General features: G+C 45.4%; 18 protein-coding genes and 1 pseudogene. 9 read left to right on the top strand and 10 right to left on the bottom strand.

Annotated features, from left to right (window positions below; genetic code table 11):
* The first annotated feature begins 152 nt into the window (after nt 1-152).
* The 3 genes from AC6RV6_RS15695 to AC6RV6_RS15685 all read left to right on the top strand — a co-directional run bounded on the left by AC6RV6_RS15695 (nt 153) and on the right by AC6RV6_RS15685 (nt 3,575).
* Nucleotides 153-1,118 (top strand): hypothetical protein, encoded by a 966-nt coding sequence (locus tag AC6RV6_RS15695; protein WP_500241812.1) that lies wholly within the window; start codon nt 153-155, stop codon nt 1,116-1,118.
* 22 nt (nt 1,119-1,140) lie between these two features.
* On the top strand, nt 1,141-2,658 hold the full coding sequence (locus tag AC6RV6_RS15690) for a CHAT domain-containing protein (protein ID WP_500241811.1): 1,518 nt from the start codon (nt 1,141-1,143) through the stop codon (nt 2,656-2,658).
* A 200-nt stretch (nt 2,659-2,858) separates the two neighbouring features.
* Nucleotides 2,859-3,575 (top strand): biliverdin-producing heme oxygenase, encoded by a 717-nt coding sequence (locus AC6RV6_RS15685; RefSeq protein ID WP_500241810.1) that lies wholly within the window; start codon nt 2,859-2,861, stop codon nt 3,573-3,575.
* A gap of 168 nt (nt 3,576-3,743) precedes the next feature.
* Here the strand turns inward: AC6RV6_RS15685 and AC6RV6_RS15680 are convergent, their stop codons facing one another.
* Together AC6RV6_RS15680 and AC6RV6_RS15675 are read right to left on the bottom strand one after the other, a co-directional pair.
* Nucleotides 3,744-5,576, bottom strand: a complete 1,833-nt coding sequence (locus AC6RV6_RS15680) for an autotransporter outer membrane beta-barrel domain-containing protein (protein ID WP_500241809.1) — start codon at nt 5,574-5,576, stop codon at nt 3,744-3,746.
* A 12-nt stretch (nt 5,577-5,588) separates the two neighbouring features.
* Nucleotides 5,589-10,952, bottom strand: coding sequence for a CHAT domain-containing protein (locus AC6RV6_RS15675; RefSeq protein ID WP_500241808.1), 5,364 nt, complete (start codon nt 10,950-10,952; stop codon nt 5,589-5,591).
* Between the two features lie 340 nt (nt 10,953-11,292).
* On the opposite strand from AC6RV6_RS15675, the gene AC6RV6_RS15670 reads away from it, so the two are divergent.
* Nucleotides 11,293-13,188: a leucine-rich repeat domain-containing protein gene (locus AC6RV6_RS15670; RefSeq protein ID WP_500241807.1), complete on the top strand. Its 1,896-nt coding sequence runs from the start codon at nt 11,293-11,295 to the stop codon at nt 13,186-13,188.
* A 107-nt stretch (nt 13,189-13,295) separates the two neighbouring features.
* On the opposite strand, the gene AC6RV6_RS15665 is transcribed toward AC6RV6_RS15670, so the two are convergent.
* From AC6RV6_RS15665 to acpP, 5 genes are all read right to left on the bottom strand, one after another.
* Nucleotides 13,296-14,771, bottom strand: a complete 1,476-nt coding sequence (locus tag AC6RV6_RS15665) for a CHASE3 domain-containing protein (RefSeq protein ID WP_500241806.1) — start codon at nt 14,769-14,771, stop codon at nt 13,296-13,298.
* 49 nt (nt 14,772-14,820) lie between these two features.
* Entirely contained in the window at nt 14,821-16,857 is a 2,037-nt protein-coding gene (locus tag AC6RV6_RS15660) for an FAD-dependent oxidoreductase (RefSeq protein ID WP_500241805.1), read from the bottom strand.
* A 181-nt stretch (nt 16,858-17,038) separates the two neighbouring features.
* Nucleotides 17,039-18,010 carry a 3'(2'),5'-bisphosphate nucleotidase gene (locus tag AC6RV6_RS15655; protein ID WP_500241804.1) on the bottom strand — a complete coding sequence of 324 codons (972 nt, stop codon included), beginning with the start codon at nt 18,008-18,010 and terminating at the stop codon, nt 17,039-17,041.
* A gap of 128 nt (nt 18,011-18,138) precedes the next feature.
* The gene (gene fabF / locus AC6RV6_RS15650) at nt 18,139-19,389 is read right to left on the bottom strand and encodes a beta-ketoacyl-ACP synthase II (protein ID WP_500241803.1); all 1,251 of its coding nucleotides are present in this window, start codon (nt 19,387-19,389) and stop codon (nt 18,139-18,141) included.
* A 103-nt stretch (nt 19,390-19,492) separates the two neighbouring features.
* Nucleotides 19,493-19,741 (bottom strand): acyl carrier protein, encoded by a 249-nt coding sequence (gene acpP / locus AC6RV6_RS15645; RefSeq protein WP_500241802.1) that lies wholly within the window; start codon nt 19,739-19,741, stop codon nt 19,493-19,495.
* 25 nt (nt 19,742-19,766) lie between these two features.
* Between acpP and AC6RV6_RS15640 the strand changes: the two genes are divergently transcribed.
* A complete protein-coding gene (locus AC6RV6_RS15640; RefSeq protein WP_500241801.1) occupies nt 19,767-19,946 on the top strand; it encodes a hypothetical protein in 180 nt (59 codons plus the stop codon).
* Nucleotides 19,947-19,984: 38 nt separating this feature from the next.
* The gene (locus tag AC6RV6_RS15635; protein WP_500241800.1) at nt 19,985-20,887 is read left to right on the top strand and encodes a CoB--CoM heterodisulfide reductase iron-sulfur subunit B family protein; all 903 of its coding nucleotides are present in this window, start codon (nt 19,985-19,987) and stop codon (nt 20,885-20,887) included.
* A 59-nt stretch (nt 20,888-20,946) separates the two neighbouring features.
* Here the strand turns inward: AC6RV6_RS15635 and AC6RV6_RS15630 are convergent, their stop codons facing one another.
* A complete protein-coding gene (locus AC6RV6_RS15630; protein WP_500241836.1) occupies nt 20,947-22,140 on the bottom strand; it encodes an MFS transporter in 1,194 nt (397 codons plus the stop codon).
* Nucleotides 22,141-22,679: 539 nt separating this feature from the next.
* On the opposite strand from AC6RV6_RS15630, the gene AC6RV6_RS15625 reads away from it, so the two are divergent.
* Both AC6RV6_RS15625 and AC6RV6_RS15620 read left to right on the top strand, forming a co-directional pair.
* On the top strand, nt 22,680-22,871 hold the full coding sequence (locus tag AC6RV6_RS15625) for a type II toxin-antitoxin system HicA family toxin (RefSeq protein WP_500241799.1): 192 nt from the start codon (nt 22,680-22,682) through the stop codon (nt 22,869-22,871).
* Nucleotide 22,872: 1 nt separating this feature from the next.
* A complete protein-coding gene (locus AC6RV6_RS15620; protein ID WP_500241798.1) occupies nt 22,873-23,085 on the top strand; it encodes a type II toxin-antitoxin system HicB family antitoxin in 213 nt (70 codons plus the stop codon).
* A 16-nt stretch (nt 23,086-23,101) separates the two neighbouring features.
* Here AC6RV6_RS15620 and AC6RV6_RS15615 read toward each other — a convergent pair whose 3' ends face one another.
* Both AC6RV6_RS15615 and AC6RV6_RS15610 read right to left on the bottom strand, forming a co-directional pair.
* Nucleotides 23,102-23,668: a Uma2 family endonuclease gene (locus AC6RV6_RS15615; RefSeq protein WP_500241797.1), complete on the bottom strand. Its 567-nt coding sequence runs from the start codon at nt 23,666-23,668 to the stop codon at nt 23,102-23,104.
* A 12-nt stretch (nt 23,669-23,680) separates the two neighbouring features.
* Nucleotides 23,681-23,902: pseudogene (locus AC6RV6_RS15610) on the bottom strand (DUF433 domain-containing protein).
* Between the two features lie 193 nt (nt 23,903-24,095).
* On the opposite strand from AC6RV6_RS15610, the gene AC6RV6_RS15605 reads away from it, so the two are divergent.
* Complete coding sequence (locus AC6RV6_RS15605; RefSeq protein WP_500241796.1) at nt 24,096-26,138, top strand: NAD(P)H-quinone oxidoreductase subunit 5; 2,043 nt, start codon at nt 24,096-24,098, stop codon at nt 26,136-26,138.
* Nucleotides 26,139-26,171: the final 33 nt, after the last annotated feature.

Raw genomic sequence — 26,171 nt, 5'->3', positions numbered from 1 at the left:
AACTCTCAGACAAAGCACAATTGTTCCGCTCTCATTTTTCTTTCCTGATAGTATTAAGATTTCTGTGAAGATCGCCCGATCGCTGCATTTTTCCGGAGCGATCGGCTATAAATTATAAATAGCGACTCATCTCACTTTGTTTTCGGGTGTTTATGACTACCAATCGCCATCGCACTTCTAGCCTCAATTACCAAATTGGAGGATTATTTCTCGCAATTTTCCTGTGTTTTGTTCCCATCTGCGCTCGAGGACAAAATCTCTCCTTAAAACCAGAAGGAGAAAAGCGAGAAAGTTTACCACACTTGCATAAACCACCAGAATCCTTACTCAGTCAAAACGAGGAAATCTCAGAACCATTTCAACCCATCCATCGCCAACCCGGCGATCGCCAACCCTTTCAGCCAGAAATCCTCCCGCTTTTCCCGCAAAAAGCCACGGAACAAACTTCGCGGTTTACGATCTCCCCCAATATTACCGTTGGGACTCCTTCCGCTTACGGTGCCTCTTGGGGCACAGCCGCCATCGGAATCGGTTTGCAATCGAGAACTCGGTTTAGCGATCGCTCTGATGGTATCTTGGGATTGAAAATCGGCTTGGGAGATGCCCGGGAAAGCATCGGTGCGGAAATTTCTCTCACTTTAGTCGATCTCGATTCTCTTTTCAGCGATGGAGCAATTAGTTTTAAAATTCACCGAGAATTACCCGAGGGTTTTAATATTGCGATGGGGGTTCAAGGCGCAACAGATTTTGGCACCACCGATGGGGGATCTTCCGTCTATGGGGTGCTAACGCGGCGCTTTTTTCTCTCGGAAAACCCCCGAGATCCCTTTAGCCAATTCTATCTTTCTCTGGGGGTAGGGGGCGGTCAATTTCGCTCGGAGGATGATGTCATTAATCAAGTCAATTCGGTGGGTATTTTTGGTAGTGCATCTATTCGTATGAGCGAGTGGTCGAGTGCGATCGCCGAATGGACGGGACAAGATTTAACCGTAGGCTTCTCTTTTGTTCCTTTTGCCGATATTCCTTTAGTTATCGTTCCCGCCCTGACCGACATTACTGGAACTGCTGGAGATGGTACGCGCTTTCTGTTTTCTGCGGGCTACAGTTTTGAATTTTAAGCATGAAGATTTTGAGGCAATCATGAACAAATTTGGGCATATTTTACTCAGTTGTTATTATCTGGGCTGGGGAATGGCGATCGCCCCTTTTCCTAGTTTGGCACAATCGGGAAATCAATCCGATATTACCGGACCCAATCCTGTAGAAATTGTCCCGAATACCGACAATACCGACACTAATAATAATAATAATAATAGCGCCTCAGAATCAACGTCTATCGAAGTCGATCGCCAAACTTATGAAGCACAATTACAACAAGCAACCAACAGTGAAGCCATTCAATTACTAGAAGAATATCAAGCCTTAGATTTTTGCAATCATCTCAAACTCGAACGATGTGGAAAAGTTCCCACCCTCGAACAACTCATAAAAACCCTCAATCGATCTTGGCAAGAAACAGGAGAAAAAGCTACTTTTATTTATATTTCCAGCCAAGAAGAACAACTCGAAATCATTGCTATTTTTCCTTCTCTTTTAACTCAGAATAAACAAAGCCTTTCCTCTGAAGAAATCAAAGAAAACATCATCCGCCTGCAAGTACCGGAAACCTCTAAATATCTGGTGCGAGACGCGGTCAAAAAAATACGGCGAGATGTCACGAATATTCGCCGAGTCTCTCCGATTTATCTCGCTCCTGCCGAGCAGCTTTATCAATGGCTGCTTGCCCCGTTAGTCGAAGAGTTAAAACAACGAGAAATCGAGACGTTAGTGTTTTCTTTAGATTCTGGCTTGCGACTCATTCCTATGGCGGCTCTCTATGATGGCAAGCAATTTTTAATTGAGAATTATAATGTCGCGATCGTGCCAAGTTTTGGGTTAGTCGATCTTGGCTACGCAGATGTGAGAACAATGCAGCTTTTAGCCATGGGAGCCGTACAATTTCGCGCTCAAAATCCTCTGCCTGCGGTTGAACTGGAATTACAAGCGATCGCGGAACAACCGTGGCAAAGTGAATTTTTTCTTAATTCCGAGTTTACCGTGGAAAACTTTATGCAAGCCAATCTTGCTAACCCCTTTGGAATTATCCATCTCGCCACCCACGGGGAATTTAAAGCGGGAAATGTGGAAAATTCTTATATTCAATTTGCCGATCGCCCGATCGATCTTTTTGAACTGCGACAATTAGCAAAAAGTCTGGGTTGGACTGATAGCGATCGCCCTTTAATCGAATTATTAGTTCTCAGTGCTTGTCAAACTGCCGTCGGTGATGAAAGTGCCGAATTAGGGTTTGCAGGTTTAGCCATTCAACTCGGCGTTAAATCCGTTTTAGCGAGCTTATGGCGGGTTAGCGATATCGGCACTCTTGCCCTGATGGGGGAATATTATCAACAACTCGCCCAAACTCCAATTAAGGCTCGTGCTTTACGCCAAGCGCAGTTAAAATTATTAACGGGAGAAACTTATATTGCGGCAGGAAAATTGCATTTTTCTAATGGGCGCAGCATCCCACTACCCTCAGCATTGCAACACCAAACAAATGTGAACTTAACTCATCCTTTCTTCTGGTCGTCGTTTGTGGCGATCGGGAATTGGAACTGAAGCGATGAATAATTGTGACAAATTGTAAAGAAATCGAGAAAAGACTGAGAAGGCGCGAACGCTGAAAACACAGTAGGTTAGACCTTGTGCAAGGAATTTTGTAAAAAATCTTAATGAATTTTTCCAACAGATCGGTTTAATCTAACCCATTAGGCAGTTCATTACTCTCAAACGTCCAATCATAGAACGGGAAATTTAATATGAGTGTTAATTTAGCTACAATGCTACGGGAAGGGACGAAAAAAGCCCATACCATGGCAGAAAACATGGGATTTATTAAGTGTTTCTTAAAAGGAGTCGTCGAGAAAACCTCCTATCGCAAACTAACAGCGAATCTTTACTTTGTCTATTCGGCAATGGAAGAGGAAATGGAACGCCATAAAGAGCATGTCGTTCTTTCTCATATGTACTTTCCCGAACTCAATCGCAAAAATAGTTTAGAACAAGATTTGTCCTTTTACTACGGTGCAAACTGGCGCAACGAGATTGTACTTTCGACATCAGGCCAAGCCTACGTCGATCGCATTCACGAAATTGGTAATACTCGTCCAGAATTGTTACTGGCTCACCTATACACTCGTTACATGGGGGATTTGTCTGGCGGTCAAATCCTCAAGAAAATCGCGCAACGAGGCATGAATTTATCGGAAGGAGAAGGGACGAGTTTTTATGAGTTCCCAGAAATTCCCGATGAGAAGGCATTTAAAGATAATTATCGCCAAGCAATGAACGAATTGCCCATCGATCAAGCTACTGCTGATGCAATTGTCGAGGAAGCCAACGATTCATTTAAAGCCAATATGAAGATGTTTGGCGAACTCGAAGGCAACTTGATCAAAGCCGTCGGACAAATGTTGTTTAATACCTTAACTCGTCGTCGCGTTCGTGGTAGTACGGAATTGGCAACGGCAGATTAGAAAGAGCAATTCAGCCAAAATACCACTGAATGTTGAGGGTTTGGGGCTGTAGGGTATTGCGAATAATTGAGGAGAAGGAGATCGCGGTAAATAATCCGTTGAGTCTATCCCAAGTTAACGTTATATCTTACAACTTCAAGCCCTCAAGTATTTTAATTTATGGATATATTAATATCGATAAGAACAGGAGGATTGTAATGTGAGTTCGGATTCATCTTCATCACCTCGGCTCAATTCCTCTAAGGGTTCATCTTCTGCGATCGCATAAGTTTCCAAGGGAATCAAACTCTCGTCGATCGCTCCTTCCATGAATTGCTCGGGGTTAGCAGGGGATCCGCCAATGCCAATTTTTTGTAGGGAGGAGGGGTTTTCTTCTCCTCCCGTGGCGCAACCGCGTTGGATTTTTGGGTCTATGGGTTGTTCGGGAAGATTACTTAAACCACTAGCGGGGTCGATGCCGAGAGTACGGATGTTGACGCTACCATCGAGGCCAAATTCGGAACTGGCGGTGATATCGCTGTTTTCTGTGAGGCGATCGCGGAATTTTAAGCCAAATATCCCTTGTGCGGTAATCTCGATGCGTCCTCCATCCCCCTCAAAGGCGTTAGCGGTGATGTCATTATCTTCTCGCGGGGGACCCACAAGGAAGCCATCATCGGCGTTAATGGTGATATTACCGCCATTTCCGCCTGCTTGCGCGGTGCCGGCGGTGGTGGAGATTTTACTCCCGTGTCGCATCATCAGCAGATCTTCTACGGTGAGATCGATGTTTCCCCCTTGAGTACTGCGGGTTTCGGCGGAAATGCTACTGTTATTGAGATCGATGCGATGCGATCGGACTTCGATATCTCCTCCGGTTCCTTGTCCTTGGCTGTTGACGTTGATGGTGGCGTTATCTTGTAGGGAGAGGGTATTAGTGTTGATTTTGATGTTTCCTCCGTTTCCTGTTGAGTTGGGTTCGGTGTTGGCAAAGATACCGCTATTTTCTCCTTGGATGTCGATGCGATCGCTTATTTTAAGATTAATATCACCTGCATTGAAATTGGTAGAAGTATGGCTTGTGATTTGACCATCTTCGGTTAATTTAAGATGGTTAGCATTAAGACTGATTGATCCTGCTTTTCCTCGCCCAAAAGTGCTTGTAGAAATTCCTGTCCCATCAAAAAGCTCAAGAGTTTTTGTTACGATATTAATTTCTCCCCCATTTCCTTTTCCCAAAGTATCTGTAGAAATTTGTGTTCCATCAAGAATTTCGAGCGTTCTGGTCGTGATTTTTACATCTCCACCATCTCCTTCTCCTTGTTCAATTAATGTACTCCCAATAGAACCTTGACTATTTTCTCCTTGCAAGCGTATAGTTTCTCTCGTATCAACAATTATATCTCCAGCATTTCCTTTTCCTAAAAGATTATTGAAAATTAATGCTCCATCAAGAACTTCAAGATTTTTTGTAGTGATGTTAATTTCCCCTCCATCTCCGTCTCCATCTACTCCTACTTCATTAAAAAATCCACTCAATACGCCTTGACTATTCTCTCCTTGCAGGCAAATAGTTTCTCTTGCACTAACAATAATATTTCCTGTATTTGCGCGTCCTAAAGTTACAGAACTCAGTTGAGCACCATTATCCAAAAATATTGCTTGTCCTTCCAGAACAAGATTGCCTCCTATTAGTATTTCCTCTAAAACTTGAGAATTATAGCTATAGCTTTCAACAAATGTACCATTCATTAAAATATTCCCATATGTTTTTAAATTAATATTGCCTCTAACATTTCCTCTTGAAATGAGAGCGCTGTGTGAATTTAAATTAATATCATCATTAGCTAATAAATTTATATTTCCTGCATCACCATTGTAAATTCCAGAAGTTAGCAAAGCAGAAACATTAACCGTTCCATTGATTGAAATTTCTCCTCGAGAAAAAATAGTAATATTTCCAACTTGTAATTTTTCTTCACACTCTAGAAAGATCGCGACACTTTTAAACCCCGATCGCATTGCTCATTGAAATCACCACGGCATCCCGATCAAGGTAAACCCGCTCCAATAATAAGGATGAGTAAAATCAGAATTCTGTAATATTTTTAACGAAGATGCGATCGCAGCCGAGGAATTCTCTTTTAAAAACTCGCTTCCTATTTCACCGTGGATCAGAGCAATCTGTGCTTTTTGTAACGCCTCCGCTTTTATAATTGCATTAGACTCATTTAAATAAGTATAAAATTCCCCCATCAGGGCAAAAGTGCCAAAATCGTGAACATTCCACAAACTCGCGAGAACCGATCGCACCCCCGATTGTAACGCCAAACCCCCAAAACCCAACTCCGATCGCCGATCGCCCAATGCCGTGCGACAAGCACTCAATACCAGCAAATCGATCGCTGCATTCTGATGCCATTGCAAATCTTGAAAGCGATCGATCCCCATGCGCTCTTCCCATAATTGAATATAAGTCCCTTCCGATCGCCCGGGTTGGAAGTCTGCATGAGTGGCGAGGTGAATAATATTGTAATCATCGCTCTGACTGTGAGCGTACAGATTAGCAAAAGTGAATTGATGATTGATGAACTTTTCTCCTTCTCCTAATTGTTCTGTCACTAAAGACAACTCCGCCGGTACCGCCCGTAATGGATCTTTCTCGGGATAGTCGGAAATCCCCATGCCTAAAACGTGCGGAGTTTGCCGATCGCGGGGGCGGCGATCGCTGAGACTGACACTGGGAATCTGACCGAGGCTGAATTTTTCCACGAGAAATCGTTCTCCATCATGTAAGGCAGCGAGAGGAAGCGTTCGCAATCCCGCATCGAGGCTGAAAATTAGAGTATCGACTTCTAGGGCAGTCAATTCCGACTCGTAAGGGGCAATCAACCAATTGTATAGCTGTTGAGCCGGGACGAGATAGCGATCGGAGCGATCGGTCACGCCGCGACGGAATTGACGTGCTGTCTGGTTGAGACGCATTCCCGACTCTAAAACAACTGTTTTCGCAATCGGAGGACCGTGAGGAAGGACTAAAGCGAGTTGCAGAGTGTCTCCTCGGTTCAACCCATAGAGAATCACCGCCTTTTTCCCAGTTTGTTGTTCTGCGGTTTTCAGCATCTCTTGGATATCTCGGGCGGAAACGCTTTCTGCTTCGGTTTCCTCCCCTGCATATTCTTCGTATTGCTGCGTAAATTGGCGATCGATCGCAGCGATGAGATTATCGGTATCAGAAGGCTGAAAAGTTTCAAATACATTGGCATTAGGAGCAATACGAGCATGATTTTCGATTTGTGAGGCAGAAAAATTAGCCAGCCAAGGCAGTTCGAGATCGAGGGAAAGCAAGGGCGTTCCAGAAATCGACCAGATAAACTCATATTCTCCCCCACCGACGGTATTAATCGTGGTATCGGCTCCGAGGAGATTGCCAATGAGAAAGGCTAAATCGAAGGCAGAATTTGAGGAAGTGGGCGGAGTGGGAGGAATTGGAGGAGTGGGGGGCATTGGCAGAGTGGGGGGCATTGGCAGAGTGGGGAGAGTGGAAACCGAGATAATTTGCAAGCGATCGCTATCTTGTTTGTGAGTGAGGAGATAACTTTGCGCGGGAGCGATGGTTTCATTACTGCCATTGCCTCGAGTTATCGCCCCAGTTGTTCCGTTGATACTGGCATTCCCGACAATAAAAGGAGTCACCCCATTGCCCCTATGTTGAATCATCACCGTCCCGCCATCAGTTCCTCCCGTGGTGGCAATACTTGCATTTGTTCCATTGAGATCGCTCAATGTTCCAGTAGCGCGAAATGAATTGGCGAGAATGTTAACATCCCCTCCCATCGCCCCAGAACTTTGAGCATCGATCGCCTCGAGGGTAATCTCTAAGGCAGTGAGGTCAACATCCCCAGCATTCCCTGTATTGGCAGTGTTGAGTTTCCCCGTAGCGATCGCCCCGTGGCTGCTGTTGAGGAGGATGCCCCCGGAAGCAGTAATCCGATCGGTGGCAATATCTCCAATTGTTAAGATATTAATCCCACTCAATTCGCTGGTGGAGATATCTGCATTCGCCGTTAAACGATCGAGGCGATCGCTTCCTCCCACCGTCCCCTTAAATTCAATATTATTGGCATCGAGAACCAAATCGTATTGACCGTCTACTGTGCCGTGAAAGGTAATTTCACCGCTCCCCGATGTGGCAATGCGAGCATCTCGGTCGATCTGCATGGGTGCATTAATCGTAATGTCGCGAGCGTCGGTGAGAATATCTCCATTGACATTAAATTGACTCCCCGCGATCGCAACGATTCCTCCAAGTCCCCCATTACTCGCATCGATGCGTCCCGTACTAATATTCCCCGTCCCTTGCAAGGTCACATCGCCATTATTGCCCCTTGTATCGAGATTTCCCGTCGCGATCGCACCACTGTTACTCTGCAAAACAATCCCCTCGGGAGCAATAATATTACCCGCAATCAGATCGTTTTGGGTCTGAATTTCTAACCCATTCGTAGAGATTGCATCGATCGCGCCATTGGCAACAAAGCGATCGAGACGAGTTGTGCTGCCCATCGCTTCGTTAATTTCAATCCCCTCACTTCCAGACGTTAAATTTAACGCAAAATTACCATCAACTGTGCCATTAATATCGATTTTGCCGCCTCCATCCGTCATCCCATCAAGGTTGCTATTGAGAATAACCGTACCGTCGAGGGTAATATCGCGATTATTGGTAGCGATTTGATTCCCTTCAACAGAGATCGTGCCATTGGCATCGACAAGAATTGTACCTCCATTACTTCCCCCCAGAGATTGAGCATTGATAACGCCAACGCGAATATCTCCCGTTGCTGCTTCTAGAGTAATATTTCCTCCCATTCCCGTTGCTGCCGTAATTAAACTATCATTCGTCGTATCAATATTTCCCGCCGTACTTTTCAGGAATAAATTGCCACTATTACCGCCAACACCACTAGCCAAAATCATAATCTCGCTGGTAACAATATCTTGGGGGGCTTCAACAGAAATATTCCCACCATTAGAGCCAACAGAATGCAAAATTCCTTGGCTCAGATCGATTAATCCGCGATCGCTTTTCATCGTCATATTCCCCGCCGTCCCAGTTGTCACAGAAGCGGTAATATTGGCTGGAGAAGCCCCCGAAATCAGAATTGCATTGACACTATTCGGCGCAACTGCTGCATTATTTTCCCCCAAAAAAGCAATATCGCCCCCATTGGCAGCGATCGTCGGTGCATTTTGCATGAGAATGCCGGCATGGCTCGAACTCGCGCTATGACTCGAGCCAATAAATTCAATCTTGCCCCCATCCGAATCAATGGTGTTACCAATCCGAATCCCTGTATGATTATTACTCGTTCCCGTAAACGTAATATCTCCGCTTCCCGATAAAACCGGATTGCTAATGAAAACCCCCGCATGATTGTTTCCCGTCCCGGTTAAAGCGATCGCCCCTCCTCCCGAATCAAGCGTCCCATTAATCTGAATCCCTTGGGAATTATTGCCTTCCCCCACAATATTAACATCGCCGCCTCTCGAAAAAATCCCCCCTAAATTCCTCACTCCTTGCCAAGCAGCACCCGCACTCACGCCAGTTAGCTCAATCTCTCCCCCTCCCGAGTCAAGAGAAAACCCCGAACTCAATTCAACACCGCGAGCGCCAGCAATCTCACTGCGTCCCCATGCCGTAATATCGCCACCTAAAGTATTGATATTGCTGGCAATCCGAACTCGACCTTCACCGCTACTCAGATTGGCATTATTCCCCTTAAAAACAAGATTTAAAGGGGAACTGCCTGTTACACCGTCAATCGGTTGATTGATTTGAACCGCTCCGGCTGCATCTAGAGTGAGAGTTCTTGCCGCAGTTAAATTAAAAGTGAGAGAGGTATCCAAACTAATATTTCCTGCTTGCGAACCACTCGTTCCCGTTGCGATCGTCACATCTCCCGCCGCCAATGCCGTGAGAATCAGATCGATCGCTAACGTGGCATTATCTCCCATAGCAGTAAAAGGGGAACTCGTGTTGATATTACTCGCCCCCGCTCCGGCTGCAACGATACTGATATTGTGGGGATCGATGAGCCATTCTCCCCCGTTTCCCAACAATGCGCCCACATCAGGAACTTTGGTGACATCCAATCCTTGCATTCCACTCGTTTCAATAAAGCCACCTTCTCCACCCAAGTCGCCTCCTCGTGCGGTTAGGGTGCCGTAAATTCCAGAATAGTTTTCCGCGAAAACAATAATTTTTCCCCCGTCTCCTGCTGCCGTGGCATCGGCAGTAATGAGCGAATCTTTACTAACATAGGTGTGACGAGCATTGGGAATGTTACCCTGACCCTGCTTGCCCCCCCCGATTAAAACCGTGCCGCCGCCCTCTTTGCCCGACGCATCGATATTGCCTGCAATGACCCCCACTTGCTCCCCTAAAATATGAATGCTGCCGCCAGTTTCTCCAGAGACATTGAGCAGACCCGAGGCGATCGCGCTACCGGTTTCTGTTGGTAGCTCCACGCCACTATGATGTAACAAAACCGAGTTTTCTGCCCCCAAACTCAATCCCGTTTCTATATCTGCACCGGTTAACAATTCAGGTAGATCGAGGGCATTAAAGGCAACAATTTCACCCTCTGGTTCTGCATTGACTTCAATTTCCAAGCTCAGTAAATGTCCCGGTTGAGAAATTTTTACCAAACTCGTTCCCGGTACGGCCGAGATAATAATATTACCTGCTGTTGCTTGCAATTTTCCCGTATTAATAACATTGCCAGCCAGTAAGGTTAAATTCTGACCCAATGTGACCGCCAAATCCCCGGCATTAATAATCGCGGCGGGTTGTTCGAGATCGAAGGCAAATTGAGAAGGCGTTCCCACTAATGCTTGATAGTTGGGCGTTCCCACGGCATTAAACCAATTATTATTCCCAAAACCAATCCCCGTTGCCGTTGTTGCGAAAAAATCCCCCGGTACATTGAGACGCGCATTAGCTCCAAAAATCATCCCAGCCGGATTCATTAAATAAAGGTGGGAATTTCCCCCTAAAACTTGAATCGTGCCGTCGATAAAGGAAGGTGTTCCCCCCGTTACTCGTCCTAAAATATTGCGAATTTCAGCTTGGGTAAAAAAATTAGCAATCTGTCCTGTTTCCAGTCCAAATCTCTCAAAACTATGAAAAAGATTCTGTCCATCGCCAGAGAGAATCCCGCCTTGGATATTAAATTGCTGACCGTCGATCGCCACGAGCGTTCCCGTACTATTCGCTTCGGGAATAATAGATTGAGCGGGAGATGGAAACTGGTGAGTCAAACCGAGAATAAGGGCAACAACGGGGGAAAAATATGGGAGTTGCCTCGCTCTCTTTGGCGATCGCGAAATGCCCATCGGTAAAAATATTAAAAATGGAGTTTTTTAAAGTTATTATCATTATATTTGCTGACTATCTTAGATGTAATCGGCCAAAGTTCATATTAATCTCTGCAAAAGTTCATATTTCTTTTTCTCAGCTACAAACCTAAAGATTGACAAGTTTATGATTTTGGATGCTTGAATGGATCGATAAAAATCATTACAGATAATACGAAGCGATCGCTAGATAAGTTGAGAGCAATTTCCTTTAAACTTTAGGCAAAATAGAGATCGAGAAGAAATTACGATCGCTCTCCCAATTCCTTCCGCATCCTTTTGCACTCACAAGATACACTGGAAAGAAAATGAGGGGACTATGAAAAAAATCGCAGCGATCGCTTTACTCTCAATTTTCATCGCGAGTTCTTGCAATCGCAGCACTTCGGCACAAAGCGATCGCTTTCAAACCTTTGCCGATTGGTGCGAAAATCAAGAAAATTTGACCCTAGAAGCACGACATACCGTCAAGGTCGTGTTGAAGGAAATGGGTACAGAGGAATGCGATCGGGCTGAGGAAGCGATCGCTCGCTTAACATTGTTTACTCTTGATAAAAAACAAATCGTGGATGTATCGCCCCTCGCGAGTTTCACGCATTTGAACAAACTTTTCCTGAGACTGAACCAAATTGAAGATGTAACGCCACTGGCAAACTTGACAAACCTCAGCCAACTCGGACTTGCAGGTAATCAAATCAAAGATGTCACTCCCTTAGCAAACCTGACGAATCTGACTAGCCTTTCTCTTAGTTACAATCAAATTAAAAACATAATCCCCTTAGCAAATCTGACAAATTTAGCTGCATTTGACCTTCGACACAATCAACTTGAGAATGTAGCTCCTTTAGCGAATCTGACGAAGCTAACATTTCTCGATCTGGGTAACAATCAAATCGAAAATATAGCACCGTTGGCAACCCTAACAAATTTAACTAATCTCGAACTGGGTCAGAATCAAATTAAAGACGTAACATCACTCGCCAATTTGACAAATTTGCAAGAGCTTTTTCTTGATGACAATCAAATTGAGAACGCTGCATCCCTCGATAACTTAACAAATTTGAGGCAGCTTTATCTGAATAATAATCCCTTCGTCTTAGACCAAAGCGATCGCTTTGAATCCTTTGCCGATTGGTGCGAGAACAAAGAGGATTTAACCCCAGAGGCGCGGCATACGGTTGAAGTGTTGTTAAAACAAATTGAGATAGAAGAATGCGATCGGGCGGGAGAAGCGATCTCTAAATTAACTTGGCTCAACCTCGTTGCCAAGAATATTAGAGATCTAAGACCCCTCGCGAATTTGACGAACTTGCAAAAACTTTACCTCAATGAAAATCATATCGAGAACGCAGAACCGCTTGCTAATTTGACTAATCTGAAAAAACTTTCTCTGGATAATAATCTCATCGAAAATATAACATTCCTTGACAATCTGACTCAGTTAGAGTCACTGACAATCGATTATAGCGTGATTGAAAATATAGCACCCCTCGCTAACCTTACGAATCTAACAGAACTTTCCCTATACGACAATTTCATTAAAAATATAGCGCCATTAGCCCACCTGACCAATCTAACCAGTCTAGCTCTTGGCGGCAATTTTATTAAAAATACAGCCCCCCTAGCCAATCTGACAAAGTTGACATGGCTTAACCTCAGAGGGAATCAAATCGAGAATACAGCACCATTAACAAATCTCACGGAGTTGACCTTTCTGGGTCTTGCCGATAATCAAATTGAAACACCAGCATCCTTTGTCAACCTGACAAAATTACCAGAACTGAATCTCGATCGCAATCAAATTAAAGATGTAACACCCCTCGCTAACCTGAATCTAAACTCGCTTAACCTCGATCGCAATCAAATCACAGATATAGCCCCCCTTGCCAATCTGAAGAAAATACAGGATTTGCACCTCAGTTTTAATCAAATCAAAGATGTAACACCTCTTGTAAATCTGACAAGTTTGACAGGGCTTCGCCTCAACAACAATCAAATCAAAGACGTGACACCCCTTGCCAATTTGACGAATTTAACGCTTCTGATGCTCGGCGGCAATCAAATCGAAGACACCAAACCTCTCGCTAATTTAACAAACTTAGGGAGACTTGACCTCGGTGACAATCCTCTTAATAATATTGCTTGCCCCGTACAACGCACCAACGATCCCTATATCTGTCGATTTGAGCCGATCTCTCCTTTTAGTGGTTTCTAGTCAATGCAGTGGTTTGGTTTGGGTTAGGTTACGCGAAGCAAAACCTAACCTACGATATTAAGATTAATTCTCAAATTAATATCTTTCAATTATTACTATTGCAAGAATCACATTAACTCAACAAGAACTTTAGATCCTCTATTCAGCCTTTCCATACTAACCTTAGTTTGGTTAAGTCCAATCGCTGTTTCGCCAGACCCTTGATTAATCGCATTCATCGCCTCAACAATCTGCTGAATTGCTACATCTTGTTGCCTAATATTGATGGAAATTTGTTGTGAATTTAACACGACTTCATTAATAGAAGAAGCGACTTTACCAAAAGTTGAGGCCGTTGTTTGAGCGACTTGCATCGCATTATCTACGATTTGAGTTCCTTCAGATGTAACGTGAATCGTTGAATTAATAGCATTTGTAATCTCTTCTACAAGAGAGTCAATTTGGTGAGCAGATTGTTTACTCTGGTCTGCGAGTTTACGAATTTCTGAAGCCACAACACCAAACCCCAGACCTTGTTCTCCTGCCCGTACCGCTTCGATCGCCGCGTTTAACGCCAGAAGATTTGTCTGCATTGCGATCTCGCTGACGAGATTGGAGATCGTACCAATCTCAGCCGCTTGTTTTTCCAAACCCCGAGTTTGCTGACTAATTCTTTCTGCATTGGTTTTCAGCACTGCGATTTCTTGGACAGAAAGTTCCACCGCTTGTTGGCCTTCTTGAGTTAAGAAGACCACCTCATGACTGCCTTTAGAAGTTGCTTCCGCTTGATTTGCCATTTGCTTCGATGATGCTGCCAATTCATCGATGGTCGCGGTTGTTTGATTGACTGAGGCTGCTTGTTGACTGGCAACCCGTTCTTGTTCGTTAATGGTGCTGGCAATCTCAGAAGAAGAGACGGTAATATCAGAGGCAATTTTCTCGATAGGTTGTATTATCCCTTGCCGAATTAACCAAAATATGGCCAGAGTCAGTCCCAAGATAGCACTAGCCCCAGCAATTATGACGATTTGAGAAACTCGTTCTGCTTGTACCGCTTCCTTTTGCCGTTTTTCTAACAGTGTATTCTCTACTTGCTCCATTTCAGCAAGTCTGCTTCTAATTTCATCCATAATCCGCTTTCCTTCTTCAGAGAGAACTAGAGACATTAATTCTTGCTCTTTACCATTTCGTTTTAAATCAACGGTTCTCGCCAATTCAGAAAATTTATCTTGAATCAAAAAATCTATCTGAGTGAGCCTTTGGACTTGTTCCGAGTTGTCTGAAATCAGATTTTTCAACTTTTCTACCGTGTTTTTTTTTATTTGCTGTCCTTGACGATAGGATTCCAAAAATTCTTCCTGACCCGTAAAAATAAATCCTCGCTGTCCAGTCTCTGCATCCACTAGAATTTTTTCTAATAATCTTATATCGGCCTTGACTTCATTCGTATGATTCACCCAAGACATGGTTCTCGATGCAGCACGAGTGCTGGAATAAGAAATACCACTCAGTACCAAATTAACAAGCGCAATAGTTCCTAAACCGATAGACATAACTTGTCCCAGTCTCCATTGACCTTGCCGAAACTCTTTACTCGTTGGCATTGCTTCTATTTTCCTCTCTTTAGAGCAATAATATTGCTGAAATTAGAAATTATTTCCAGCTATCCCAGTCTAAATTAAACAGGGAAGTATCCGGGAAGGCATTATGATTGCCCCTTTCCACCAAACGCAATTTGAGTTCCTGTAATTGAGGATTGGGTCGCGGCATGGTTTCAACGAGTTGATGGGGCATAATATCCTCTTCCAAGGCATAAGAGGCTGTCATTCCCGCCGCCGCCCCTACAGACCATTCAAAAGAATGCACGCGATAGGCCGCAGCAGCAATATGACTGGTAGCAATACTTTTGCCTGCGACTAAAAGATTATCCACTTTTTGGGGAATCATGGCCCGCAGGGGAATTTGTGCCGGATAGGTCAAACCCGCCCCTTGCCTTGTGCCTTCTCGTTCTGTATTTCCCGGAATTTCCGGGGGAGAGAGGGTCATGCAAGGATGAAAATCGATATTGTATTGAGCAATTCCCACCGAGTCGGGATAAAGAGTAGACCGGGTGCGGCGGGTAATGCGTTCTGTGGGAGTATTCTCAAGAATGACATCAATAACCCCCAATCCAGACAATCTCCGCCACATATCTGCATACATTTTATGGGGTAAAGTGTTTTGATAGTATTCATCGCGATAGTTCTTCGCAGAGATATCCAATTCCGTGACGCTAAACCCCTCGGGATAGGCAAAAGAGGGGCGGCCGATGATGCGACGACCTTCGCGAATATAGGGATATTTCGATAATCCGTGTATTGTGCCCATGGGGGAATCCAATCCTGTTAGATAGCGATGGGTGCGATCGCTTTCTTTGACTCCATTTCCCAACCGCGAGTCGGTCGTTCCCTGCACCAACCAATAGAAAAATCCGATCGCATGTTCTTCTCCTTTTCTCAAGGTATCAGTTCGCAATCCTCCCAGCCATTGTCCCGGTTCTAACTGCCCCATGTCCTGCAATTGGGAACGAGTGTAAATTAAATTATCAGTTGCGGTACCAGGGCGATAATCATTGCCCCATGTCCAATTTTGCATCGATATATCCCCCGGAGTCACTTTACTCCAGCGAATGCCGCCAAAACTATCCGGTTCTCCAGTTTTGGGACTCCAAATGCGGCGATAGCTAAACAAAAGATCGATACTGGCAAAGCGAGAGAGTTCGTAACTGTAGTAGGGTTTGTATTGGCTATAGAAGGCGGGAACATTGTATGTCTGCGTTTCTGCCATTTTTTCCATGGCAAAAGTATAGGTAAACCCTTGAGTGCAGTAGGGATCCCCTTGGGTAATGCTCCCCGAGGAAGAAGGTTCTACCGAGGAGAGGGGATCGATGCCGAGACGATAGGGAACGTCAGCTAGGGCGATAATTTCTCCTGTTTCTGTTGCATCGACAACATACCAATTCACCAAACTGGGATCGTTTTTAGATTGGGGTAGAAATTGAATAATTGTTTTGGTGAAGCGAGAGGAATCGGTATAAGTATAAGCATCTTCGAGGGTTTGAGAAAGAGGTTCGCTGTTGAGGGGCGGTGCATCTGGAGCGGGTTGATGCTGAATGGCGATCGCACTTTGAATAATATTGCCTTCGGGACTGATTTCTAGTTCTTTAATTACCGTGTTGGGAAACCAATGCAAGGTTCCCCGGCCGCGTTTGGCGGCTCGTTGCAATTGCTCGCTTAGCAGGTCGTGGGCATCATTGGGGAGAAAACAAGACTCGCTGACCCAACAGTCTCCGGGATCGAGACGACCGTATTTTTTTTCGATGTGAATGCGAAACTCGTTATACCCTTGGGGATAAAATAGAAGCGATCGCTGTTTGCTTTTCTCGTCGAGGGCGGAAGTTCCTTGGGCGGAAATTTGTCCTCCCACCCAGTCGGTAATCTCGGTCAGGCAAACGGTACGTCCGTCGAGAAGGGCTTCATAGGCCGTTGCGGCTCCCGCTAAACCGCCACCAATGACGAGTATTTCGCACTCAATGGTTTTATCTGGCGATCGGATGGGTTGCGCCAAAACTGGATCGAGTGCTGTTTCGAGGAACAACAGGCTGAAGGGAAGAGAAAATAGTAATTTCTGCCAAATCTTGAATTTACCCATTACCGATTACCGATTACCAAAATTAAAGAGAAAAGACACCTGGGAGTCTTGCCTTGTTTCGACCCCAAGCGTCTTCTCTCACTTTTTCCTCACACCTGACTATTAGATTACAACAAAATTTGGGGATGTCAACACCTTGATAGCCAGTTATAATTTTTCTTAATAGTTTCAGCATTTATACTCAATTTTTCTGGTGAGTAAATTGCAAAACTCGGTCGTGAATCGTGCCATTACTGGCGACAATACCGCGATTTGCCGTTAATTTCGCACCCAAGGAGAAATCTAAAGGTTTGCCGTCGAGGTCGGTGACACATCCTCCGGCTTCTTCTAGAACGATCGCACCGGCGGCGTGATCCCAAATATTTTCCCGTTTATCGGGGCGATCTGGGGGAGGAATGCGGGTATAAATATCGGCTTCTCCTCGGGCGACGGCGGCGTATTTGGCTTGGGAGTCCATCCGTAACACTGGCTGCGTCATGCCCAAGGCTACCATGAGCGCTTTTTGTTTGTCGCGATCGCTGTGACGGGCTTCAACGCTCGTAATCAGTTTCAGGATTTGAGGATCGTCGGTAGAGTTCGTTTTTGCAGGTAGAGAAGTATTGTTTCCTAAACTCAGCATTTGCGTACCTTCCCCTCGCACTGCAATAAAAAGAACGCCTTTAGGACTATCGGGATCGGCGGGATCGATGGGTAAAGCAGGACAACCCATCGCTCCTAATTTCAGTTTGCCATTTTCGATGAAGGCAAGGGCGATCGCGTATTGATCGCCGCGAATAAACCCTTTTGTGCCGTCGATGGGGTCGAGGGTCCAATAACGGGGCGCAATTTCGCCATTGCCGCGATCGATCCATTGCAATATCTCATCGGGAGTCGCGTGGGGCAGACTCTCCCGTACCAAACTGACAACGCGAGTCAAATCTTCAGAGCGATCGCCTTGCTTTAACAGGGCCGAATCTTCTTCGCCAATAATGGGATCGTTGGGAAAGTTAGCGGCTAAGGCTTGACAGATAATTGCTTGGGCACCAAAGTCGGCAACGGTGACGGGACTGGCATCTGGTTTGGTCAGGGGTTGAGACTTTTGAGCGCGAACGGTTTCACACAGTTTGGCCGCAGCAGTCACGGCAGCGATCGCAATTTGTCGTTCTTTTTGCATTTTGTAGTTATTAGTGATTGGTTATTAGTTTGCTCCCTTGGCGTTAAACATGAATAACGATCGCGAACTCTAAGGCTCGCGATCGCTTTCCAGTTGTAATATTCAGGCTTTCCAATTGCGAATAGCAATTATTGATATTTCTGAAAGGCTAGGGTAACGTTGTGACCGCCAAAGCCAAAGGAATTAGAAAGGGCTACTTTGACTTCAGTTTCGCGGCTTTCATTGGGGATATAGTCGAGGTCGCAATCCTTATCGGGTTCTTCTAAATTAATGGTAGGAGGGACGCGATCGTTAGCGATCGCCATCACCGTTGCCACCGCTTCAATGCCCCCAGATCCTCCCAATAAATGCCCCGTCATGGACTTAGTAGAACTGACAGGAATTTGATAGGCTGCATCGCCTAAAGCTTTTTTAATCGCATTAGTTTCCGTGGGATCGTTGGCGGCGGTACTGGTGCCGTGGGCGTTAATATAGCTGACGCGATCGGGGGTTAAACCACCATCCTTGAGGGCCAGTTCGATCGCGCGGGTTGCTCCGAGTCCTCCGGGTACCGGAGAAGTCATATGATAGGCATCGCAGGTCATGCCATACCCGACGATTTCCCCATAAATTCTCGCCCCGCGAGCCAGAGCATATTCCAGCTCCTCCAGAATGAGAATTCCCGATCCTTCGCCCATAACAAAACCATCGCGGTCTTTATCGAAAGGACGGCAGGCGTGTTTGGGGTCGTCATTGCGGGTAGAGAGCGCTCGGGCTGAAGCAAAACCCGCATAAGAAAGGGGGGTAATTGCCGCTTCCGTACCGCCGCAAATCATGGCATCGGCATAGCCGCCTTGAACCAAGCGAAACGCATCGCCGATCGCATTAGATCCCGCCGCGCAAGCCGTGACCGCGCAAGTATTCGGACCTTTGGCCCCCGTATGAATTGCCGTCAGTCCAGCCGCCATATTCGCGATCATCATGGGAATCATGAACGGGCTACAGCGAGAAGGTCCTTTGTTCAAATAAACCTCTTGCTGGTCTTCTAGAACTTTAATTCCTCCCACTCCCGTCCCGATCAACACGCCAATGCGATCGGCATTCAAGTCATCAATTTCTAATTTTGCATCGGTTAGAGCTTGTTTGCTGGCGGATACGGCAAACTGAGAGAAGCGATCCATTCGTTTTGCTTCCTTGCGCGGCAGATATTCATAGGGATCGAAGCCTTTGACTTCCCCGCCAATGCGACAAGCGTGGTGAGATGGATCGAAATGGGTCACCGTATCGATGCCATTGCGACCTTCCATTAAGCCCTGCCAGTATTCCGTCAAGGTGTTGCCAATGGGGGTAATTGCGCCAAGACCCGTGATAACAACTCTTTTCCGTTGCAAATTCGTCATGATTCTAGATGAGTGATGGAAGGATAGACCCTAAATGTAGAGGGGCGATCGCAGTGCAGAACGCGAGGGAGTGCCTCAAAGAGCAAGAATCTCCCGAGTTAATCTAGGCTGGAGTCGAAACTTTCTCGTTGATGTAATCTACGGCTAATTGAACCGTGGAAATTTTCTCGGCTGCATCATCGGGAATTTCGATATCGAATTCTTCTTCCAGAGCCATCACCAATTCCACAATATCGAGAGAGTCAGCCCCGAGGTCTTCTGCAAAGGTGGCTTCGGGTTTTACGGCTGCTTCGTCGGCTTCTAACTGCTCGACGATAATTTTCTTGACTGTCTCAAAAGTAGAGTCGCTCATTAATACTTTCCTCAAGTTGTTGGCAATGAAATTTTATAAAATTTTCAGTATTTTTTATCATATCGGAAAGAGGGGCGATTTCGCCAATGGATTCGGGACGGCTTGTAAATTGTCTTTCTCTCCTCAGATGGCGATCGCGCGATCGCGCCGCGTTAAAGAATTTCTCGCGGATTTATCTTTTTCCGCCAAGTTTAAGAGAAGATAGAACAGTCACAAAAACCCTATTCCCAACCCTTAAACCCGATGTCTTCAACCCTACAATACGCTTATTTTCCCGGTTGTGTCGCCCAAGGTGCATGCCGCGAGCTTTATTTGTCTACGGCGGCGATCGCTCGCACTCTCGATATTCAACTCATCGAATTGAAAAAAGCGGCTTGTTGCGGTTCGGGAACCTATAAGGAAGATTCTCAATTGCTCGAAGATACGGTGAATGCTCGCAATATTGCGTTGGCGGAATCTTTGAATTTACCTTTATTAACCCATTGCAGCACTTGTCAGGGGGTTATCGGCCATGTAGACGAACGCCTCAAGGAAGCTCGGGAAAACGATCCGGCTTATTTTCAGCAGGTGAATGGTTTTCTCAAACAGGAGGGATGCTCCCCTTATCGCGGTACGACGGATGTTAAGCATCTGCTTTGGGTATTGGTGGGAGATTATGGGCTAGAGGCTTTGGCGGAAAGGGTCACGCGACGTTTAACGGGTTTAAATTGTGCGGCGTTTTATGGCTGCTATTTATTGCGAGGTCAAAAGATACTTCCTGACGATCGCATTCAACCGGAGTCAATGGAGAATATTTTCCGCACGGTGGGCGCAAATCCCATTTATTATCGCGGACGCACGCAATGCTGTGGCTGGCCGATTTCCAGTTATGCCACGGAAGAATCATTTTCTCTGGCGGGGAAACATTTAATTGAGGCGATCGAAGCAGGGGCGGATTGTTTGGTTACGCCTTGTCCTTTGTGTCATCTGAATTTAGATTCTCGTCAGCCGGAAGTGGAGAAGGTTATCGGGCGAAAATTAGGCATTCCCGTGCTGCATTTACCGCAATTGGTGGGTTTGGCTTTGGGACTCGAGCCGGAAGTATTGGGTTTGGATAAACATATTGTTCCCGTGCGATCGCTGCTTGCAATTATCAATGAGCAATGAACGCTTACTCTCTAGGAGAATGCAGGCGATCGCAACAGCACGAGAAATTGGCGATTTCGCTATTCACCGCAAGAACTCAGCCTCAATCGTATTTTTTCGATCGCGGATAAGCAAGCGATCGTCGCAATTAAGATTAACAAAGCCCCACTAAAAAAAGGCGCATCTTTACTAATCGCCACAAAAGTAAACCCAGCTAAACTCGGTCCGATAATTGTTCCCAAGGAAAGTGCCGATTGCGTCATGCCTAACATTTTGCCTGTTTCGTGAGGTTCTGCTAATTGAGAAATAACACTCCGAGTTGCTGTTTTCGAGAGACCTTCTCCAATTGTCAAACAAGTCATTGCCCCTAAAAGTAAACCTAAATTATTGGAAAAAGGAGTTAAAAATAATCCCGTTCCCAAAATAATTAAGCCGCCGATGAGTAACTTAAGCTCGCCAAATCTTTTGTTAAGGATACCAATCAAACCCCCTTGAAAAATTGTGGCAACAATGCCGCAAAACATCAAAAGGTAGCCTGTTTGTTGCGGTCCCCAACTAAATTGCCGTTCCAGCCATAATGCTAAAGTCGTTTGAGCGCCTAACAACCCGATTCCTATCAAGAAAAAGACCCCAATTAAGATATTAATTAAGGGACGTTGTAAGGTTTCCATAAGACCGGATAACCGTTTTGATACCGAAACAACTTGAGGGGGTTTATCGGCAATTTTTGGGTTAGATTTGGGCAAGATAAAACAAGCCAAAGTAAAACCCGCCAGAGATAGCCCAGAAGCGGCTAATAAAGGTAATTGATAATTAACACTTTCGGTATTGACCCCGGCTAATACGCCACCGATCGCAGGTCCCAAAGTAAACCCAAGCCCAAAAGAAGCGCCAATTAATCCCATTCCTTGCGCGCGATTCTCAGCCGTCGTAATATCGGAAATATAAGCTTGAGCCGTAACTACAGTTCCTCCCATAAATCCTGCCAATAAGCGCGAGGCAAATAACATCCATAAAGAAGTTGCTAAACCGCACCATAAATAAGAAAGACAACTCCCCGCCATCGAGACCAAAATAATCGGCCTTCTACCAATGCGATCGCTTAAAGATCCCCAAAACGGTGAAAAAATAAACTGCATTAACGAGAAACAACTAAACAGGAGGGTAATAATAGCCGGTGATGCGCCAAAATGTTCTGCATAAAACGGGAGCAAAGGAATAATAATACCTAAACCAATAACATCAATAAAAACCGTTAAAAATAAGACAAACATCAACTGATTATTTTTCATGGGCGATCGCGCTCTTATCATTTTAAGCTCAATAAACGTTCATGATAAAGTGTAGCGGGTAATAATCGTATAAAATTATTTAAACTTGTGGAACAAATCCCAATGAGATAACAGATCGGAGAAGTCGGCGAAGAAAGCGGTTGCGATCGCTTTCTTGTTAGATGCTGTTGAGGAGATTAGTCGGTGCGATATTTTCTACGAGAAAACTAATGCGATCGCAAAATATTTTGATAGAATACAACTAAACTAGCCAAGCTCTTACTCAATCCTCCCGTGGCACAAATTACCTTAGAAATTCCTGACGAACTCTCGGAAAAGTTTGCCGAAGTCGATTGAGTTTTTTTAATGAAAAGTGATTTTTGAGAAAACAGTTATGAATAGTTCTTTAGATACAAAAAATACTAGACAATATAGATAGTATAATACGCCCTACAATAGATAGTTTAGAGTTGATTTTGTACTCTTGTCGAATCATTGTAGAGCAGATTAAAAGCCAAGATGAAAATAATACAGAGCCAATAATGAAATCAATTCATTTATGTCAACTTTTAAAAAACTTAGGCTTTAATGAAAGAATTCGAGGAAGCCATCATATTTTTAGTCAAGAAGGAATCGAAGAAATTCTAAATATTCAAGCTAAAAAGGGAAAAGCTAAAGCCTACCAAGTCAAACAAATTCGCAATGTAATTCTCAAATATAAACTAGGAGGATAAGATGCAGATTCGCTATGAAATGATTATTTATTGGAGTGAAGAAGATGAGGCATTTCTTGTGGAAGTGCCAGAATTCCCCGGATGTATGGCAGATGGGGAAACTTATCAAGAAGCCGTACAAAATGCCGAGGTTATTATTCGCGAATGGATTGAAACAGCAAAAGAAATTGGAAAACCCATTCCAGAACCAAAAGGACGCTTGATTTTTGCTTGAAATTGAGCCAATTTCCTCAATTAACATTCATTTTTAACCAACCAAACATCTCATCAACCGTAATTTCTAACGCGATCGCATCCCATACGGGTAAAATATCCTTTCCTCGTAAAACTTCAGGCTGGCGATCGCGCAGAAACACCAAAACAGAGCGATCGCTAGGATCGATTAACCAACCCAGATCGCATCCATGCTGTAAACAGTAGAGAATGTTGGTAATGAAGCGATTTGAACTTTGTTGGGGAGAAAGAATTTCAATCGTCCAATCTGGAGATAAGAGAAAATCATCCGGGACTTCTCCATCGACATCAAAAGGAATTCTCGACCATTGAAAAACTGCAACATCAGGGACGAGAGAGCGATCGCCAAAACTACAGCGCAACTCTGGAAAAGCAGAAGCAACGCGATCGCTTTCTGCAACCTCATTGATGCGATCGCACAATCTAAACTGCAAGCGACTGTGTTTTCCTTTTGGCATAGGTTTTTGAATGATTTCGCCGTCAATATATTCACTAGCAGGTTTTGTTTCTGGAAGTTTTAAAAACTGTTCGAGAGTCAGTAAATTTTGTGTAGTTGTTAACATAGCAGAGAAATTTTACTCTTGAATGGTATTAAAGCGATCGCCTCGAGCCGCAAACCAGAAACAAGCAAGGATATCGGTTGGTGTGAGATAAGGAAAATCTGCGAGAATTTCTTCTTGAGTCATACCCGATGCCAAATACTCGAGAATTTCGTCAACCGTAATCCGCATTCACCGAATACAGGGTTTGCCCCCTCGCTTTCCCGATTCCATCCTAATGAGACTTTTGTAATCCATCAAGCCGCATCTTGGCTTTTTATCCAATTTTATCGCGATCGCGTTAGCCTTCCCGTATATCGCCTCGTCGCAAAACCCAAAACCCCAAATCTCAAGAGATAAGCATAAATACTTTTTGAAGAACAGCTTGTGTAAGAATTGTTAACGGTATTCTTCATAAGCAAGACGACAAAACGAAAACAAGCACTTTGCGATGGAACCCTTCCTTTACGATTACGCTTGGACGATCGCCCTCCTGCCCTTGCTCGGTGCAGCACTGGTGGGTCTCGGGCTGATCTCCTTCAATCAAACGACCAATCAACTCAGACAAATTAACGCCGCTTTTATCATCACCCTCCTCGGGGTGGCGATGGCTTATTCATTTGCCCTGCTTTGGAGTCAAACCCAAGGACACGAAACTTATACACGAACCTTTGAATGGGCAGCAGCCGGGGACTTTCACCTCTCGATGGGCTATATCATCGATCCCCTGACTGCTGTAATGCTCGTTATCGTCACTACCGTCGCCTTTCTCGTCATGGTCTACACCGACGGTTACATGGCACACGACGACGGCTATGTACGCTTTTACGCCTATCTGAGTATCTTTAGCGCTTCCATGTTGGGTTTGGTCATCAGCCCTAACTTGGTTCAAGTTTACATTTTCTGGGAATTGGTGGGGATGTGTTCCTACCTCCTCATCGGCTTCTGGTACGATCGCAAGGCGGCTGCCGATGCCTGTCAAAAAGCCTTCGTTACCAACCGCGTCGGGGACTTCGGACTCCTCTTAGGAATGCTCGGCTTATACTGGGCGACCGGAAGTTTTGAGTTTGAAGTCATTGGCGATCGCTTGCACGAACTCGTCTCCTCTGGGGCATTAGCCGGAGGAATGGCCGCCCTCTTCGCCATTTTGGTCTTTCTCGGACCCGTGGCCAAATCCGCTCAATTTCCCCTCCACGTCTGGCTACCGGACGCGATGGAAGGTCCTACCCCCATTTCTGCCCTGATTCACGCGGCAACAATGGTCGCGGCAGGAGTATTCCTGATCGCCCGGATGTATCCTGTTTTCGAGCAAATTCCCATCGCCATGACAACGATCGCTTGGACGGGGGCAGCAACGGCGTTTCTAGGGGCATCCATCGCCATTACCCAAAATGACATCAAAAAAGGGCTGGCCTACTCTACAATCTCTCAATTGGGCTATATGGTGATGGCGATGGGAAGCGGTGCCTATAGTGCCGGACTCTTCCATCTGATGACCCACGCCTACTTTAAAGCCATGTTGTTTCTCTGCTCCGGTTCCGTCATTCACGGTATGGAAGCGGTAGTGGGTCACGATCCAGTTTTGGCGCAGGATATGCGCTTGATGGGGGGGTTGCGGAAATATATGCCCATCACCTCCGCGACCTTTTTGGTGGGAAATCTGGCCATTTGCGGAATTCCTCCCTTTGCGGGATTCTGGTCGAAAGATGAAATTCTCGGTCTGGCGTTTCAAGCCAACCCCGCCCTCTGGGTCGTCGGCTGGCTGACGGCAGGAATTACCGCTTTCTATATGTTCCGGATGTATTTTATGACCTTTGAAGGGAAATTCCGAGGTAATGATGAAAGCATTCGCCAACAGTTGAAAGCCGCCGAAGTGGGGGAACTACAACCCGCCTTTGGACCCGGTGCGATGGATCCTCACGAATTAGGACATGGCGACCATCACCACGCCAGCGAACCCCACGAGTCCCCGTGGACGATGACCTTCCCTTTGGTCATGCTGGCCATTCCTTCCTGTGCGATCGGGCTTCTCGGTCGTCCTTGGCACAATGATTTTGAATGGTTAGTCCACGCCCCGGGAGAAGTCTTGCATGAGGTCGTGGAATTTAATTGGACAGAATTCTCGATCATGGCGGGTTCTTCTGTGGGAATTGGCCTGATCGGGATTACGATCGCGTCTTTGATGTACTTGCAAAAGAAAATCGACCCCAGTGCGATCGCCAATTCCATCCAACCCCTTTACAATCTCTCCCTCAATAAATGGTATTTCGATGACATTTACGACAAAGTATTTGTCATCAACTCCCGTCGGTTAGCCCGGCAAATGTTGGAAATCGATTTCCGCGTTGTCGATGGTGCCGTCAATTTCACGGGGTTAGTTACTGTTGTCACCGGACAAGGATTGAAATATCTAGAAAACGGTCGCGTCCAATTCTACGCCCTAATTATTTTCGCCGCCGTCTTAGGATTTGTGGTTATCTCCAGTATTGCGTAATGATTATCGGTTATTTGTTCGTCTGGCGGACAA

The sequence above is a fragment of the Spirulina sp. LEGE 11439 genome (assembly GCF_059821285.1).
Note: the sequence above shows the minus strand (reverse complement) of the source record. Positions and strands in the feature narration are given on the sequence as shown.